General features: G+C 58.8%; 15 protein-coding genes. 9 read left to right on the top strand and 6 right to left on the bottom strand.

Annotation, left to right across the window (positions count from 1 at the left end):
• Positions 1–48 precede the first annotated feature (48 nt).
• The 4 genes from PverR02_RS13720 to PverR02_RS13705 all read left to right on the top strand — a co-directional run bounded on the left by PverR02_RS13720 (position 49) and on the right by PverR02_RS13705 (position 3,681).
• On the top strand, positions 49–804 hold the full coding sequence (locus PverR02_RS13720) for a hypothetical protein (protein WP_079443639.1): 756 nt from the start codon (positions 49–51) through the stop codon (positions 802–804).
• A 62-nt stretch (positions 805–866) separates the two neighbouring features.
• On the top strand, positions 867–1,547 hold the full coding sequence (locus tag PverR02_RS13715) for a C39 family peptidase (protein ID WP_017848391.1): 681 nt from the start codon (positions 867–869) through the stop codon (positions 1,545–1,547).
• Positions 1,548–1,585: 38 nt separating this feature from the next.
• Positions 1,586–2,329: a hypothetical protein gene (locus PverR02_RS13710; protein WP_046383163.1), complete on the top strand. Its 744-nt coding sequence runs from the start codon at positions 1,586–1,588 to the stop codon at positions 2,327–2,329.
• A gap of 50 nt (positions 2,330–2,379) precedes the next feature.
• Positions 2,380–3,681, top strand: coding sequence for a hypothetical protein (locus PverR02_RS13705; protein ID WP_026140201.1), 1,302 nt, complete (start codon positions 2,380–2,382; stop codon positions 3,679–3,681).
• A 64-nt stretch (positions 3,682–3,745) separates the two neighbouring features.
• Here the strand turns inward: PverR02_RS13705 and PverR02_RS13700 are convergent, their stop codons facing one another.
• Positions 3,746–5,071, bottom strand: coding sequence for a sigma-54 dependent transcriptional regulator (locus PverR02_RS13700; protein WP_079443638.1), 1,326 nt, complete (start codon positions 5,069–5,071; stop codon positions 3,746–3,748).
• 345 nt (positions 5,072–5,416) lie between these two features.
• Here PverR02_RS13700 and PverR02_RS13695 point away from each other — a divergent pair, with 345 nt between their 5' ends.
• Positions 5,417–5,677, top strand: a complete 261-nt coding sequence (locus PverR02_RS13695; protein WP_017848387.1) for a hypothetical protein — start codon at positions 5,417–5,419, stop codon at positions 5,675–5,677.
• Between the two features lie 73 nt (positions 5,678–5,750).
• On the opposite strand, the gene PverR02_RS13690 is transcribed toward PverR02_RS13695, so the two are convergent.
• From PverR02_RS13690 to gnd, 3 genes are read right to left on the bottom strand one after another with little or no spacing between them, the layout of a single operon-like run.
• Positions 5,751–6,599, bottom strand: coding sequence for a Cof-type HAD-IIB family hydrolase (locus PverR02_RS13690; protein WP_079443637.1), 849 nt, complete (start codon positions 6,597–6,599; stop codon positions 5,751–5,753).
• A complete protein-coding gene (gene zwf, locus PverR02_RS13685) occupies positions 6,596–8,119 on the bottom strand; it encodes a glucose-6-phosphate dehydrogenase (RefSeq protein WP_046483711.1) in 1,524 nt (507 codons plus the stop codon). Before zwf ends, PverR02_RS13690 begins: the two co-directional genes overlap by 4 nt.
• The gene (gnd, locus tag PverR02_RS13680) at positions 8,116–9,099 is read right to left on the bottom strand and encodes a phosphogluconate dehydrogenase (NAD(+)-dependent, decarboxylating) (RefSeq protein ID WP_017848384.1); all 984 of its coding nucleotides are present in this window, start codon (positions 9,097–9,099) and stop codon (positions 8,116–8,118) included. Before gnd ends, zwf begins: the two co-directional genes overlap by 4 nt.
• 268 nt (positions 9,100–9,367) lie before the next feature.
• Between gnd and PverR02_RS32205 the strand changes: the two genes are divergently transcribed.
• The 4 genes from PverR02_RS32205 to PverR02_RS13665 all read left to right on the top strand — a co-directional run bounded on the left by PverR02_RS32205 (position 9,368) and on the right by PverR02_RS13665 (position 14,170).
• A complete protein-coding gene (locus PverR02_RS32205; protein WP_155678519.1) occupies positions 9,368–9,544 on the top strand; it encodes a DUF6026 family protein in 177 nt (58 codons plus the stop codon).
• A 152-nt stretch (positions 9,545–9,696) separates the two neighbouring features.
• Positions 9,697–11,439 carry a phosphoethanolamine transferase CptA gene (locus tag PverR02_RS13675; RefSeq protein ID WP_079443636.1) on the top strand — a complete coding sequence of 581 codons (1,743 nt, stop codon included), beginning with the start codon at positions 9,697–9,699 and terminating at the stop codon, positions 11,437–11,439.
• 128 nt (positions 11,440–11,567) lie between these two features.
• Positions 11,568–13,805 carry a TonB-dependent siderophore receptor gene (locus PverR02_RS13670; protein WP_046383158.1) on the top strand — a complete coding sequence of 746 codons (2,238 nt, stop codon included), beginning with the start codon at positions 11,568–11,570 and terminating at the stop codon, positions 13,803–13,805.
• Between the two features lie 143 nt (positions 13,806–13,948).
• Complete coding sequence (locus PverR02_RS13665) at positions 13,949–14,170, top strand: hypothetical protein (RefSeq protein WP_046383157.1); 222 nt, start codon at positions 13,949–13,951, stop codon at positions 14,168–14,170.
• A gap of 100 nt (positions 14,171–14,270) precedes the next feature.
• On the opposite strand, the gene PverR02_RS13660 is transcribed toward PverR02_RS13665, so the two are convergent.
• A complete protein-coding gene (locus tag PverR02_RS13660) occupies positions 14,271–14,762 on the bottom strand; it encodes a GNAT family N-acetyltransferase (RefSeq protein WP_017848379.1) in 492 nt (163 codons plus the stop codon).
• 165 nt (positions 14,763–14,927) lie between these two features.
• Positions 14,928–16,034 carry a cell division protein ZapE gene (gene zapE / locus PverR02_RS13655; RefSeq protein WP_057005263.1) on the bottom strand — a complete coding sequence of 369 codons (1,107 nt, stop codon included), beginning with the start codon at positions 16,032–16,034 and terminating at the stop codon, positions 14,928–14,930.
• Positions 16,035–16,043: the final 9 nt, after the last annotated feature.

Below are 16,043 nucleotides of genomic sequence, written 5' to 3'. Positions count from 1 at the left end.
GACCGTACCAACACTTAACCAACTAAATTAGAAGCAAGGAGAAACACCATGAAACCTCAAATGGCTCTGAAACCAATGGTTTTCGCTCTGGCCGCGCTGATGGCTGCTGCTGCACAAGCAAATGGTGGTGGCTGGCATCCGGCCCCTCAACCTACCGGGGTTGTGGCCGCTGTTGTGACAGACGTACAAAATAGCGCTGGCAACAAGTTCGACGACACCAAAACCGAAAACAACGCTTCGGCCGATGGCTCGGTAAACAGCAACAGTGGTAACACTGGGGTCAACGTCCAGGCTGGCAGTGGCAACCAAGCAGACAACTCTGCTGCCATCTCCAGCGCCAAAGGCGACTTCGCGTCGGTATTCGCCGTGGTCGATGTCAATCAAAACAGCTTGCTGAACACCTACTCCAACAAAGGCACGCAAAACAACGCCTCCCTGGACAACTCGCTTAACAGCAACTCTGGCAACCTGGGTTACAACGGCCAGGCCGGTCAAGGCAACCAGGGTAAAAACAACATGGCAATCACTACCGCTGACGGCAAAAATATCGCGGCAGCGGCCAACACCGAGCAAAACTCGCTCGGCAACAGCTACCTGAACACTGCGGCTACCAGCCACGGTTATGGCCATGGCTATGGCGGCAAACCTCAGTATGTGTCCAACAACTCGAGCCTCGACAACTCGGTTAACAGCAACTCCGGCAACGTAGGCGTAAACCTGCAGTCGGGCTTGGGCAACCAAAGCAGCAACAGCCTGTCCATCGGTCAGGGTTGCAGCAGCTGCGCCAGCGGCGTTCGCTTCTGATCCAACGGGGCCTTGGCAACAAGGCCCTTTTTAATTTCCAGTGTCCAACAGGTCATTCGATCATGCGCCTCGCGACCCTCACCCTCCTGATGTTGCTCACCGGCCCAACATGGGCAGGCACGATGGCGATCTCCGCCATGCCCGGCGGTGCAGTCATCTATAAAAAGGTCGAGAGTATCCGTGAGCGTCGGTTCGCCAACCTGGTGGAACAGAAAACCGATTTCAGCTGCGGTGCTGCGGCACTTGCCACCATCCTGCGTCAAGCCTACTGGCTGGACGTCGACGAAGAACACATCATCAAAGGCATGCTGGTCAACGCCGACCAGAACCTGGTACGCACCCAGGGTTTTTCCATGCTGGACATGAAGCGCTATCTCGAAAGCATCGGCATGCGTGCCCGGGGCTACAAGATCGCACCAGACACTCTGGTGACCGTGAAGATCCCTGTGGTGGTGCTGCTGGAAATCCGCGGCTACAAGCACTTCGTGGTGATGCAACGCGCAGACAAGGACTGGGTATACATCGGCGACCCGGTGCTGGGCCACAAACGCTATTCGCGCGACGATTTCGTCAAGGGTTGGAATGGCATCGTATTTGCGGTGTTGGGCGAAGGTTATGACAAGGCCAATGTCCTGCTTGACCCGCCTACCCCTCTCAGTGCCAAGAACAAACTGAATGAATTCAGACCCGTGGGCGATGCCGAGCTGATGGACTTCGGTTTTATCCAAAGCGACTTCTTCTAAGAAGCGCCATTAGGGGCAGGAAGCTCCAGGAGCGAGAGATGAACACTTCCCGTTGGCTGACGGTCTTGTGTCTGGCAGCCTCAATGCCCGCTTATGCTTCATCGGGGTTCAAGCCTATCGAACTGAAAGACTCGGAAATGGCCGAGTTGCGTGGTCGTTATGTGATGCCGGGGCGGATCATCAGCTTCGGCATCGTCATGAGCAGCACCTGGACCAACTCGGTGGGTGACTCGATCACCGGCAAAGCCAGCATGCAGATCGACAAGACGACCATCACCCCGCAGTTTTACGTACAGACCGTCGGCGTCAAAGGCACGGGCACCAACCAGACCACAGGCACCGGTTCGGTAGTCGGCGGCGCGGGCCTGGGCAGCGGCCAAGGCGTGACCCAAAGCGTGCGTGCGGCCGGCGATGGCAACACCGCTTACAACAATGTCGGCATCAACGTCACCGAAAACGGCCTCGCACCGGGCAACCTGGTGCAATCAGGCCAGGTGCTGGTCGCCGGAGGCGTGGTCACCGGCAGCAGTGCGGCAGGCGATGTTGCCGTTTCGGCCAGGAACGGTGGCTTGCAAATGGTCATTCAGGCCAATAACAACCAGGGCAACAGCCTTCAACAGATCGGTGCTGGCAATGTACTGCAAGGTACGGTGCTTACCGGCAACACGAATTTTGTCAACAATATGACCCAGCTCAACATTGTCATGGGCAACAGCCTGAACAATGGCGCGCTGAACTGCAATCTTGACCAACTCAAAGGCCTACGCACTCTCGGATATTGAACTACGCTGAGCCTCGACACTTTACGCATTAAAAAAGGACGGCTTATTTCATGCATCGATCGCTATCATTACGTGCGGTTGTTTGTTTAAGTACGCTCTTACCTGCGTCCATGTTGTATGCCGCGCCGGACGCCGATATCGAGACGCTCAAACAAGAACTCTTGGAACTCAAACAGCGTTACGACGTGCAGCAAAAGGCCCTGGCGGTGCTGGAACAGCGGGTGCGCCAGGTCGAAGACCAGCCGGCGACTCCAGCGCCCAAACGTCTGGCAAAATCCCCGTCGGACTTCAAAAAAGGTGGGACCACCGTCGCAGGTACAGGCGCGGCAGCCGCCTCCGGGGGAGCGGGTGGCGGCGGCAGTTCCTATGGACAGTCGCTTAAGGATGACTCGGCGCCTGCGCAAAGCGTCAGCAACCTTTACAACGAAGCCAGCGGCTTCTTTGGCAACGGCAAATTCAGCTTCGAAACCGGCATAACTTATGCGCGCTACGACGCCCGTCAGTTGACCGTCAACGGTTTCCTCGCTCTGGACTCGATTTTCCTGGGTAATATCAACCTTGACCGAATCAAGGCGGATAACTGGACGCTGGACCTGACCGGACGCTACAACGTCGATAACCGCTGGCAATTCGACGTCAACGTGCCAGTGGTCTACCGCGAGTCCACCTACCAATCCGGCGGTGCCGGCAACAATGCCCAGGCCACGTCGGAAGCGTCAGTGACCCGCGACCCGACCATCGGCGATGTCAACTTCGGTGTCGCTTACAAGTTCCTCGACGAAACCGCCAACTTGCCGGATGCAGTCGTGTCGGTGCGGGTCAAGGCGCCAACGGGTAAAGAGCCGTTTGGCATCAAACTGGTCAAGCAAACCACCAACGACAACCTCTACGTACCGGAAAGCCTGCCCACCGGCAATGGCGTCTGGTCGGTCACGCCGGGCATTTCCCTGGTCAAGACGTTCGACCCGGCGGTGTTGTTTGGCTCGCTCTCCTATACCCATAACTTCGAGGACTCGTTTGACGATATCAGCAGTGACGTGAATCAGAAGGTCGGCGGCAAAGTCCGCCTGGGTGACAGCTTCCAGTTCGGCGTCGGTGTCGCCTTCGCCCTCAACGAGAAGATGAGTATGTCGTTCTCGGTTTCCGACCTGGTCCAACGCAAGAGCAAGCTCAAGCCAGACGGCGGAGATTGGCAATCGGTGGTCTCCAGCGACGCCAACGCCGGTTACTTCAACGTGGGCATGACCATCGCGGCGTCGGATAACCTGACGATCGTGCCGAACCTGGCCATTGGCATGACGGATGATGCGCCGGACTTCACCTTCAGCCTGAAATTCCCGTACTACTTCTAAACCGCGCACAGGGAAAAGCCCCGCAACGATAAGGGTCGTTGCGGGGCTTTTCGGTTTACCCGCCCTAGCGGATCTGGTGTTTGTGCAACAACCGGTAGAACGTCGGCCGGGAAATCCCCAGCACACGGGCCGCGACACTCAGGTTGTCGCTGTGCCGGTTGAGCACATCGCACAGCGCCTGGCGTTCGGCGCGGTGTTTATAGTCTTCCAGTGTAGCCATCGGCGACGAAATTGCCTGCTGACTCTGCAAACCCAGATCAACGGCTTCGATTTGCCGCCCTTCGGCCAGCACCAGGCCTCGGCGCACGCGGTTGGCCAGCTCACGCACATTGCCCGGCCAAGGGTGGTGCCCCATGGCCACCAGGGCGTCTTCGCTGAAGCTGCGGGGGCGGCGCCCGGTTTCCTGGCTGTAGAAGCGCGCAAAGTGGTTGGCCAGCATGGCGACGTCACCGTGGCGCTCGCGCAACGGCGCCGTGACCACTTGCAGCACATTCAAACGGTAATACAAGTCTTCACGAAACGTACCCTTCGCAACGGCCGCTTCCAGGTCGACGTGGGTCGCCGCCAGCACTCGCACATCCACCGGGATCGGCTGGCTGCCGCCGACGCGTTCGATCTGTTTTTCCTGCAGGAATCGCAGCAGGTTGGCCTGCAGCTCCATCGGCAAATCGCCGATCTCATCAAGAAACAACGTGCCGCCATTGGCCGCTTCGATCCGCCCGACCTTACGCTGGTGGGCGCCGGTAAACGCGCCCTTTTCGTGGCCAAACAGTTCGGATTGGATCAGGTGTTCCGGGATCGCGCCGCAGTTGATCGCGACAAATGGCTTGGCATGGCGCTGGGATTGGCGGTGCAGGGTTTTGGCCACCAGCTCTTTGCCGGTGCCGCTGTCGCCGCGGATCAGGACCGGGGACTCGGTGGGCGCCAATTTGGACAATAACTTGCGCAGCTCGCGGATCGGTCGGCTGTCGCCCAGCAGTTCATGTTCGGGCTCGTCCACCGCGGTGTAGCCCTTGCCCCGCAGCCGTGCCATGCCAAAGGCGCGGCCGAGGGTGACCTGCACCCTGGACACATCGAACGGCAAGGTATGGAAGTCAAAAAACCATTCGCAGACAAAATCGCCGACGTTCTGCAAGCGCAACACCTCTTGGGTGAGCACCGCGATCCACTCGGCGCCGCTGCGGCTGATCAGTTCCTTGACGGCTTCGGGCCGCTCCAGGTGATACGGCTGCAAGCGCAGCAAGCCGACATCGCAGGATCGCTCCCCCACGGCCGCCAACGAACAACTGTCCACCTCCCACCCCGCCGCACGCAAACCCGGTAACAACTCATAGCAGTCATCACAGGGGTCGACCACGAGCAAGCGGCGCTGCACAGGTGTAACAATCATGACTATTCCTTGGCGCCAGAATTGCTAAAGTTATTTATAAACAAAGGTTTGTGACGCCCGGCAATTACAGTATCAAAATCTTGACAGTTGCCTTGTATCGTTTTGCTATATGTCTTGGCAAAAAGCCACTCGACCGTCACATCCCAGCAAAAAAGTTGTACCTGCCGAATCGCGTATTCAGCTTTCAAAACAGCCGCTTACATGACGCCAATCACGGAAAGTTGAAAATTGTTGCTCTAACATGTGACCCGTACCCCGCCATCGCGCATCAGTACAAGTAACTCGCCGCACGGTCAGCCCAGCCGACGGCACTCACTTGATTGGGCATTTAGAGAGAAGACCCACATGAACGCCCCGCTCCGCATCAACGAAGCTCTTTTGATCGCAGACCGTGCTTTCCAACCCTTCCAGTGCGTGGCCTGGCACGATGGCAACGGTGCCCTCAGCCTGAGCGTCATCGACCGCACCAATACCCGCATCGGCACTAAACAACTGTCGTCGAGCGCGTATACCGACCCGGCACAACTGGAAGATTTGTTGTTGCAGGCGCGCGCCGAGCTCGATAAAGATGGCTACCAGTTGCAGTCCTGGGCCATGCCGAAGTAATCCGAAACTGCAACTTGCGAGCACTGTGTTGTAAAGGACAGGGCTCGCAAGTTCAGTATTAAACGCCGATGGTCTAACTTGGCGTATCGAACACTTTTTGTGGCACCTTGAGAATAAACCGCTCGATCGCTTGTGCCGCACCGTCTTCGAGATTGCTGCCGGTGACCACATCGGCCTGGCGCTTGACGGGCTCTTCAGCCTGGCCCATGGCAATCGACAATCCGGCCACATGAAACATTGCCGGGTCGTTGCCACCATCGCCGATCACTGCGGTCTGTGCCAACGGCACTCCGAGGTGCGCGGCCAAGGCTTTCAAGGCCTCGCCTTTGTTGGCTTTCATGGCGGTCACATCCAGGTAGATCGGTTGCGAACGCGAGACCTGGGCCAAGCCCTGCACCTTGGGCTGCAATTGCGCTTCCAGCTCCATCAATAATTGCGTGTTGCGACTGGCGGCGACGATCTTGTCGACCCGATCCAGGTACGGTTCAAAACTCTCCACCACCAGCGGCCCATAACCCAGGCCAGCGGTTTCAACCGCCACCATGGGCCCAGGCGGATCGCGCCGCAGCCATTCACCATCGGCAAACAGCCAGACTTCCACGTCCGGCTCGCCGGAAAACAGCGCCAATGCCACCAGCGCCGCCTCCGCCGGCAGTCGGTGCGCGACCAGCACGCTGCCGTCAGGGTTGACCAGTGTGCCGCCATTGAAACCCGCCACCGGCACGTCGATGCCAAACGCTTCGACCATGTGCATCATGGCCTTGGGCGGACGCCCGCTGGCCAGGCTGAATAACACGCCGGCTTCACGCAAGGCGCGAACCGTTGAAAGGGTGCGTTGGGTCGGGGTGTGATCCGGGCGCAACAAAGTGCCGTCCATATCACTCAACACAAACCGGATGGGATGCTTCGCAGTATCACTCATCCGAGCGAGTGCCAGGCACGGCCATCGCGGGCCAGCAACGCATCGGCCGCCGCCGGACCATCTTCACCGGCCTTGTAGGCCTGGATCCCGTCGTCTTCCTTCCACGCATCGAGAAACGGCTGCACCGCACGCCAGCCGTTTTCGATGTTGTCGGCGCGCTGGAACAGGGTCTGGTCGCCGGTCATGCAGTCGTAGATCAAGGTTTCGTAACCCGTCGACGGCTGCATTTCGAAGAAGTCTTCGTAGGCAAACCCCAACTCAATGTTGGCCATGTCCAAGGTCGGCCCAGGCCTTTTCGCCAGCAGGTCGAACCACATGCCTTCGTTGGGCTGGATCTGGATCTTGAGGAACGTGGGCCGCAGCTCATTCACTTCGGTGTCGCGGAACTGCGCATAAGGCGCCGGCTTGAAGCAGATCACGATCTCGGTATCGCGAATGCTCATGCGTTTGCCGGTGCGCAGGTAGAACGGCACACCCACCCAGCGCCAGTTGTCGATCATCACTTTCAGGGCGACAAACGTTTCGGTGCTGCTGTCGGGCGCGACGTTGGCTTCGTCGCGATAACCGGGAACCGGCTTGCCACCAATCTCTCCGGCGCTGTACTGGCCACGCACCGAATTGGCCCGCGCATCCTCTGCGGACCAAGGGCGCACGGCACCGATCACCTTGGCCTTTTCACCCCTCACAGCGTCGGCGCCAAACGCCGCTGGCGGTTCCATGGCGACCATTGCCAGCAGCTGGAACAGGTGATTGGGCACCATGTCACGCAGGGTGCCGGTTTTTTCGAAGAAATTGCCCCGGGTTTCCACGCCGACGGTTTCGGCGGCGGTGATCTGTACGTGGTCGATGTAATGGTTGTTCCAGAACGCCTCGAACAGCACGTTGGAGAAGCGGCTGATCAGGATGTTCTGTACCGTTTCTTTGCCCAGGTAATGGTCGATGCGATAGATCTGCTTCTCGCTCATCACCTTGAGCAAACAGGCGTTCAAGGCTTCGGCGGTGGCCAGGTCGGAACCGAACGGCTTTTCGATCACCACGCGGCGGAAGTGATCGTCGCTCTCCGTCAACAAACCGGCACTGCCCAGGCGCTGCACCACGTCACTGAAGAAGCGCGGCGCGGTGGCCAGGTAGAACACCGCATTGCCGGTGCCGCTGTCGGCGATTTTTTCGGCGATGTCCGCGTAGGTGCTGTCGTCGAGGAAATCACCCTCGACGTAGCTGATACCTTTGGCCAACTGCGCCCACAGCTGTGGGTCCAGTGCGTTGTCGGCATTGCCCTTGACCTTGCTCGCGGCTTCGGTGCGAATGAAGTCCTCGAGTTTCTTGGCAAAGTCGGCATCGCTGATGGCGTTGTGATCAACGCCGACAATGCGCAGGCCCTCGCCCAGCAGCCCGTCACGACTCAGGTTGTACAGCGCCGGCATAAGCAGGCGCTTGACCAGGTCGCCATGGGCACCAAACAGAAACAGCGTGGTGGGAGGAGCGGGTTCGGCCTTGGGTTTCTTGCCGTTGGCGGTCATTTTTTGGACGTCTCCACGTGACCACCGAAGCCAAAGCGCATGGCAGACAACATCTTGTCACCGTAGGTGCTCTGCTGGCGCGAGCGGAAACGCGCAAACAACGACGTGGACAGCACCGGCACCGGCACGGCTTGTTCCATGGCGGCTTCGATGGTCCAACGGCCTTCGCCGCTGTCGGCAACCGAGCCGGAGTAGCCCTCGAGTTTCGGGTCGGTGGCCAGGGCGTCGGCGGTCAGGTCCAGCAGCCAGGACGACACCACGCTGCCACGACGCCAGACTTCGGCGATATCGGCAACATTCAGGTCGAAACGTTGGTCTTCGGCGAGGTTTTCCGAGTTTTTGGTCTTGAGGATGTCAAAGCCTTCGGCAAACGCCTGCATCATCCCGTACTCGATACCGTTGTGAATCATCTTCACGAAGTGCCCCGAACCTGCAGGGCCGGCATGAATGTAACCGTGCTCGGCGCGGGGGTCTGCGGCGGCCGAGCGGTCCTTGGTACGCGGGATGGAACCCAGGCCCGGCGCCAGGCTGGCGAAGATCGGATCAAGGCGCTGCACGGTCGCGGCGTCGCCGCCGATCATCATGCAGTAGCCACGCTCCAGGCCCCAGACGCCGCCCGAGGTGCCGACGTCGACGTAGTGCAGGCCTTTTTCCGACAGGGCCTTGGCACGACGCACGTCGTCCTTGTAGTTGGTGTTGCCGCCGTCGATGATCACGTCACCGTGGTCCAGCAGGTCGCTCAGTTCATTGATGGTGTTTTCGGTGGGGTCGCCTGCCGGCAACATCACCCACACAGCGCGGGGCTTCTGCAGCCCGGCGACCAGCGCCTTCAAATCGGCAACGCCGGTGGCGCCCTCTTCGCTCAGGCCTTTGACAAATGCTTCGTTACGGTCGTAAACAACGGTGGTATGCCCATTGAGCATCAGGCGCCGCGCAATGTTACCGCCCATGCGGCCTAGTCCAATAATCCCCAGTTGCATGTGCTGATGCTCCTAACTACTAAAAAATGTGTGACATAGTTTATAGCGCAATGAGGCTAATGAGGGTTAGTTCAGAGCGGATCGGTATAGTTTCATGAGAAAAAGTAGCCAGCATTTCACCATTACCGCCGCAAAAGTCACACGACCGCCAAAAATAAAAAAGTTCCCTTGATACATAAAAGAATCCAGAATTGCTTCCGACTGATGCCCAGAACCTCCAATCATGCGTTCTGGCACCGCGATCTACCGGCTATTTGCGAGGTAAGCAATGAGCACAGCACAGATGACCCGCCCGCCACAGACCCTCTACGTCAGCATCCGTCGCGACGAGTTGCGCCAATTGAAGGCCGAACGCGACCAACTGCAACAGGAAGTCTTGCGCCTGCGCTCGCACCTGCAAGGCCAGCTGGATCAGCCTTCCAGCACACAGCCCGCCCTCTGCTGAGCGGTTTTGTAAGGTAACTCCTACAAAAAACTCACAAAGTTTTCACATCTCCTTCACGATACTCGCGCCCGAAGGGCCGCCTTACACAAGGGCGGCCTCTGCTGCGTGCGTCCCTGCGCGTCAGCTGAAAAATTATCGGGTTGGAGCGCTGGATGGCGATGTTCAAACGCAGCACTACGTCTGCGAAAGGTTTTGATTGGGCCGGCCTGGGTTGGCTGTTCCTGTTCTTCTGGTACTTCTCGGGTATTACCCAACTGCTGATTCAACTGACCGGCACTTCCGGTTTCAGTGGCTTTCGCCAAGCCTTCTTCATGAGTGCGCTGTGGTTGGCGCCGATGTTGTTATTCCCGCGCCGTACTCGCCTGCTGGCCGCCTTGATCGGAGTGGTGCTGTGGGCTTGCTCCATGGCCAGCCTGGGTTATTTCTTCATCTATCAGCAGGAATTCTCCCAGAGCGTCATCTTCATCATGTTCGAGTCGAACATTTCTGAAGCGGGCGAATACGCCACCCAATATTTCGCCTGGTGGATCGTGCTGGCATTCATTGCCCACACCGCCTTCGCCATCTTCCTGTGGACGCGCTTGCGCCCGGTTTACCTGCCGCGCGGCCAGTCGATACTGGCAGCGGTAGCCATTGTGCTGGCCGTCGTCGGCTACCCGTTGGTCAAGCAGATCGCCACGAGCGAAACCATGGAACTGGCCATCGACCGCTTCGAAACCCGCATCGAGCCGGCTGTGCCGTGGCAGATGATCGTCGCCTACCGCCGCTACACCGAGCAACTGGACAACATGCAAGGCATGCTGACCAGCGCCAGCCAGATCCCGCCGTTGAAAAACCTCAAGGACAGCATGGCCGGCCAGCCTTCGACCCTGGTGCTGGTGATCGGCGAGTCCACCAACCGCCAACGCATGAGCCTCTATGGCTACCCGCGCAATACCACGCCGGAGCTGGACAAGCTGCGTGACCAGTTGGCCGTGTTCGACAACGTCATCACCCCGCGCCCCTACACCATTGAAGCGCTGCAACAGGTGCTGACCTTCGCCGACGAAGAGAACCCGGACCTGTACCTCAAGACGCCGTCGATTGTCAGCGTGATGAAACAGGCCGGTTACAAGACCTTCTGGATCACCAACCAGCAGACCATGACCAAGCGCAACACCATGCTCACGACCTTTTCCGAACAGGCCGACGAGCAGGTCTACCTGAACAACAACCGCAACCAGAACGCCCGCCAATACGACGGTGACGTGCTGGCGCCCTTCGCCAAGGCCCTGACCGACCCCGCCGAGCGCAAGCTCATCGTGGTCCACCTGCTGGGCACGCACATGAGCTACCAGTACCGCTATCCGCCAACCTTCGAGAAGTTCACCGATCGCCAGGGTGTTCCGGACGCTATCACCGATGCCCAGTTGCCGATCTACAACAGCTACGACAACGCGGTGCTGTACAACGACTTCGTGGTGTCGAGCCTGATCAAGGACTACGCCAAGACCGACCCCAACGGTTTCCTGCTGTACCTGTCGGACCACGGTGAAGACGTATTCGACTCCGCCGGCCACACCACCCTGGGCCGCAACGAAGGCAAGCCGACGGCGCCGATGTACACCATCCCGTTCATGGCCTACGCCTCACCGAAGTGGCGCGAAACCCACGACTGGAAATTTGCCGGCGACCTGCAACGGCCCTACAGCAGCTCGCAGCTGATCCACACCTGGGCCGACTTGGCCGGCCTGAATTTCGATGAGCTGGACCACAGCAAAAGCCTGGTCAGCGACAGCTTCAAACCGCGCCCGTTGTTGATCGGCAACCCCTATGAGCGCCAGCAGAAAGCGCTGATCGACTTTAGCCTGATCAAACCGAAGACGGCCGAAAACGCCGACGTGGTGCTCAAGTAAATACCGCCTTGTAACAGAACGATAACAATCATTCTCGTTTACACCTAAAGTTCCACACCTCCTTTCGTCTTTGAGCCAAGGCCTTTTCATATTGAGAAGGCCGCAAAGACGACAAGGAGTCTTCCGCGATGTTCGCGCCCTTTACCCGTTCCATGACCGTTACCCTCGGCCTGTTCAGCCTGGCGCTGAGCCCGGAACTGCTGGCTGAAACCGACCCCGAACAGACACCCGCCACCGCGCTGGAGCTGGGCAGCACCCACATCAGCGCCGAAGGCCTGGGCGCCAATACCGAGCACACCGGGGCCTATACCACCGGCTCGATGAGTACCGCCACCCGGCTGAACCTGTCGATCAAGGAAACGCCTCAATCCATTTCGGTGGTCACCCGCCAACAGATGGACGATTTCAATCTCAATACCCTGACCGACGCTTTGCGCCAGACCACCGGCGTGACGGTCCAGCATCTGGATTCGGACCGGGCCGGGTATTCCTCCAGGGGTTATTCGATCAATAACTTCCAGGTGGACGGCATGCTCAATACGTTCGGGCGCATGAAGTCCGACTCGGACACCATCATCTACGACCGTATCGAAGTAGTACGCGGCGCCACCGGCCTGACGACCGGTGCCGGCGACCCCTCGGCGACCGTCAACATGATCCGCAAGCGCCCGACCGCGCAATGGCAAGCCAAGACCGGCGTCAGCGGCGCCAGCCATGACAACTACTACAGCTACCTGGATGTGGGCGGCCCGCTGGCGTTTGACGGACGGCTGCGCGGGCGCACGGTGATGGCTTACCGTGACAGCCAATCCTTTCGCGACAACTACGCGCTGCAACGGGAAGTCGGCTACGGCATTCTGGAGGCCGACCTGACGGACGACACCGTGGTAGCCGTCGGCTTCGACTACCAGAACAAGCACGTGCAAGGCAGCTCCTGGGGCACCCTGCCCTACTGGAACAGCGACGGCAGCAAGGCCCGCCTGTCGCGCTCGGCCAACCTCGCGGCCGACTGGAGCTCCTGGCCCCTGAAGGACAAGACCACCTTCGCCTCCATCGATCACACACTGGCGACGGACTGGCGCCTGAAAGCCGCCTACACCCATCGGCAAAGCGATACCGACGGCAAGGTGTATTACGGCGGCGCCGGTTTTCCGAATGCCGATGGCAGCGGCATGACGGCCTGGACCAACCAGATGGTCGGCACCTCGAAAATGGATGTGGTCGACTTCAACCTGGCGGGCACCTACGCGCTGTTGGGGCGCGAGCATGCGTTGATGCTGGGTTATGGCGAATCCGAGCAGCGCGACACGTCACCCTTCCAACGTTTTTCAACGCCCCAAGGCTACGAGACCATCGAAGACTGGAAACACATGGGCGGCATCGGCAAATTCCCCGACCGCACCACCGGCCTCAAGGGCGAACACAGCAGCAAAAAACAAAAGGCCGGCTACCTCGCCACACGCTTGAGCTTGACCGACACGCTGCATGCGGTACTGGGCAGCCGCTATGGCAGCTGGGAAATCGAAAGCGCCTCGCCCACGTACAACCTCGACAATCAATTGACCGCCTCAAGCAAATCCAGCCAGACCCACACAGACATGTGGACACCTTACGCGGGCCTGCTCTACGACCTGACGCCGGAATACACGGTGTACGCCAGCTACACGGACATCTTCAACCCGCAGGACGAGCGCAACGCCAGCAAGCAGTACCTCGAACCAGTGGTCGGCAGTAACTACGAAATCGGCCTCAAGGGCAGCCTGCTCAACGAACGTTTGAACCTGGCCACCGCGTATTTCTGGAGCACCCAGGATAACGTCGCCGAACTCGACAATGCGGCCCCGCCGGACCCGATCACCCGCGAGCAGTTCTACAAATCCGGTGGCAAGGGCAACAAGGTGCAGGGCTTTGAAGTGGAGGTGTCCGGCGAAGTCATGCCGGACTGGAACCTCACGGCGGGCTACACCTACACCCATTCGCTCAACGGCGATAAACAACGCAACAACACTGGCCAGCCGATGAATATGCTGAAGGTGTCGACAGCCTATCGTTTACCGGGCGAATGGCGCGGGTTGACGGTGGGCGGCGCGGTGAACTGGCAGAGCGACTTCTACGACTTCGCCGAGCGGCCGATCGGCGGCCGGGACCAAGAGGGTTACCTGCTCACCGAATCCACCAAGATCACCCAACAGGCCTATACCGTGGTCAACCTGATGTCGCGCTACCAGTTCGACGAGCATGTTTCGGCTTCGGTTAATGTCAATAATCTATTCGATGAAAAATATTATGAACGCGTCGGCTTTTATAATGGCGTGTACTGGGGCGACCCGCGCTCGATAACCTTGGCACTCGACTGGAAACTCTAACCACCCTCCACCGAAGTTAACAACATTGTTAACTTCGGGAGTTCCCCACGTTAATACCCACTTAATAAGCTGCCCGCACAATCGCCCCATGAATCTGATCAAGGACCGAGCGGATACCGACCACACTGAATGGGAACACCTTGATGAAACCCTCGATTTTTATGCTTGCCGGCCTGCTGACCCTGACTTCCGCGGCGGCTTTTGCAGAAGGCGGCTCGGAGCGCTCGAAGGAGTTCTACAATAACTTCACCTTCACGCAGCAGAAATTCCACGGCAGCAATGAACAAACTGCCTCCGCTGACGGTAAAACTTTAAAGCGCGACACAGCTGATCAATCCAGCACCGAGGCACAACCTAAAAGTTAAGTTAACTTTTATTTAACTCGCATCACCCTGTGCCAATCCGCTCTGTTGGCAAAGGTTAACTTGGCGCCATTCAATGGCGCCTTTTTTTGCCTGTGCCTTATTACAGTGGTTTGTTCCAGAACAACATACGCCCATGGGCCGGATCAAATACCGAGTCGTCAAAACCGAACTTGCGGTACGCCGACTGCGCCACAGCATTGCCCTCGAGCACTTCCAGGGTGATCTTGCAGCAGCCACGCTGACGGGCGATTTCCTCGACCTTCTGCAGCATTTTCTGGCTCAGCCCCAGGCCCCGGAACCGATTCATCACGGCGACATCGTGGACATTGACCAACGGACGACAGGCGAAGGTGGAAAACCCTTCAAAGCAATTGACCAATCCCGCAGGCTCGCCGCCCACGAATGCCAGGACACTGAACGCATGCGGGCGCTTGGCCAGTTCAGCCGGCAGTTGTTGCAACAGGTCGGCGGGCAGGCTGTGGCCGCCCCCCATTGGGTCTTCAGCGTAATGATTGAGCAGCAGGGCAATGGCCTCGGCATGCACAGGATTGGTGTAGCTGGCTTGCAGCACCAGGATTTCAGGGGTATCCATTTCCGTCCTCGATAACGACAAACAAGGGAATCAGTTCCCTTTGAGGAGGACGATTGTAAGCGTGGAGCAGGCGCTAGATGAAGGAGATTAACTACAAATAGCTGCCAGAAGGCGCGAAGGTTACCCACATCAAAAGCAGCCATAGGACTTGCACCAGGCTTTTTCCTACCCCCCAAAGCGCTGCAATTGCATTTCCTGCAAGCGACTCAAGGTTCGTCGGAAAGGGAATTCCAGATAGCCTTCGGTGTAGAGGCTTTCCAACGGCACTTTAGCCTCGATGAACAGCGGCACCTTGCGGTCGTAGCATTCATCCACCAGAGCGATAAAGCGCCGCACGCTGTCATCGTGTACTGACAACTCGGGCAATTCGCGATCACCGGCCGCTACTCGCTGGACACCGTCCTCGGTGCCTCGGGCAATCCGTCCCGGTCGCTTTTGTGCACTCAGGTTGGGGACCTCACCCAACAGGATCGCCTTGAAACGATCACACAGCAGCATGAAATCCATCGCTGCCAAAGGTTGCTCGCACAGGTCGGCATACCGGCACCACAACACCGTGTCGCTGGCCTGCACCGCCACGATGCAGCGATGACCGACACTGATCGGGCCATGGCGCACCGCTTGGCCTTCGCTCAATTGCTCGAACACCGCCGCCAGCGCATCCGGCTGATCGACCCAATAACGTTGCACGCCGACACCCGGGTGCAAGCGATGGTCTTCACCACCGTCCACCGCCACCACGTGCATGTGCTGCTTGATCGCCGCAATGCCCGGCAGGAAACGCTCGCGATTGAAGCCACCGGCGTAAAGCTGTTCGGGCGGTTGATTGGAGGTGCAGACCATCACCACGCCTTCTTCGAACATCACCTGGAACAAACGGCCAAGGATAATAGCATCACCGATGTCACTGACGAACAACTCGTCAAAACACAGCACACGCACCTCTTGGGCCAGCTCACGGGCGAGCGCTTGCAACGGGTCATGGGTGCCGGTGAGCTGGAACGAACGCTGGTGTACCCAACCCATGAAGTGATGGAAATGCTGGCGCCGCGCAGGCACGCGCAGGCTCAGGTAAAACTGGTCCATCAGCCAGGTTTTACCCCGGCCCACCGGGCCCCAGAGGTAAACCCCGAGAATCGGCGAGCGCCCCTGGTGCAAGGCTTGGTGGCAGGTCTGCAGGGCATCCACCGCACGGCGCTGGGCATCGTCGGCGACGAAGCCCAGTTGGGTGGTGGCGTATTGATAAGCGGCGAGCGGCGAGTCGAAAGTCATGCGCGCCAT

Source organism: Pseudomonas veronii (assembly GCF_002028325.1).
Lineage (GTDB): Bacteria > Pseudomonadota > Gammaproteobacteria > Pseudomonadales > Pseudomonadaceae > Aquipseudomonas > Aquipseudomonas veronii.
The sequence above is the reverse complement of the archived record's forward strand: the minus strand, read 5'-3'. Positions and strand labels throughout refer to the sequence as shown.